A 527-nucleotide genomic window follows, 5' to 3' on the forward strand; every position below is an offset into this window, starting at 1 on the left:
TGTCGTAGATGGTTTCCGGTCGCAGCGGGGCATAGCGCACGCCTCGCACCAGGTTGACAAACACGAAACACGACGCCGAGATGCGCACGCTGGCCGAATGGAAGAACTATGTCGCTGGGTGGAAGGTGAACCGTGACGGGCAATGACAGTCCTGCACCAGCGCATACCCCACCGACGCGCGGTGCCGCCGGGGATCGGTGGACACAGCAGTGGCAACAAGTGCCGCCGCAGTGGCGCAGGCTGGTCTATCACCTGGATACCGGCCCGGCCAACACGGTCTTTCAGCGCAACCCGCGCTACCGGCCCACCCCGGACGGCCACGACTTCACCCCGCAGGGTGTGCCGCAACGGTTGTGCGAGGAGCTCGCGTGGTGGGTGTGGCTGTGTGGACACGAAGAACGTCGCAAGATCGAACCGTCGCTGCTGAAATGGACCAGCGGTGCACTGAGCATCGCCGCCGCCGACTACCACCAACGGCACCGGCGTTACCCGGTCAGTGTCGCTGATCTGAGCGACGGGGCCCGCGT

Annotated in this window: 1 pseudogene; it reads left to right on the forward strand. The window is 65.5% G+C overall.

Annotated elements, in window-relative coordinates:
* Positions 1-132 precede the first annotated feature (132 nt).
* Positions 133-527, forward strand: a pseudogene (locus tag A5779_RS09440) (tyrosine-type recombinase/integrase); the annotation flags it as partial.

It is taken from the genome of Mycolicibacterium peregrinum, from assembly GCF_001665625.1.
GTDB classification, from domain to species: domain Bacteria; phylum Actinomycetota; class Actinomycetes; order Mycobacteriales; family Mycobacteriaceae; genus Mycobacterium; species Mycobacterium peregrinum_B.